Genomic DNA, 277 nt, shown 5'->3' with positions numbered 1-277 from the left:
GCGTAGTCTACGGCAGCGCGGCGGTCTGTAACCTTGACGTTGCGCCAGCCGCGATGCGGATCGAAGGTGACGAAGAGATTGACGGTGCCGTTGCGGCGATATTCGTAATCGTAGCGCTCGCGCTGTCCCGGTTGGGCCGGGATCGGCTGACGCACCTCGCCGATCAGCTGGACGGGGGTCTCGTCGAAGCAGACCAGGGGCCGCTCGGGATCCGGCGCTTCAGCATAGAGATCGAGCACGTCCTCCATGCGGGCGACATATTCGCCGTCGACACGGG

1 protein-coding gene is annotated in these 277 nt (G+C 65.0%); it reads right to left on the bottom strand.

From position 1 onward, the window contains the following. The coding region (locus tag ACZYOF_RS44570) for a transposase (protein ID WP_463719695.1) at positions 1–277 on the bottom strand (277 nt) is incomplete at both ends.

It is taken from the genome of Bradyrhizobium sp. LeoA1Lang (assembly GCF_055413685.1).
This window is presented reverse-complemented; position numbering and strand designations above follow the sequence as displayed.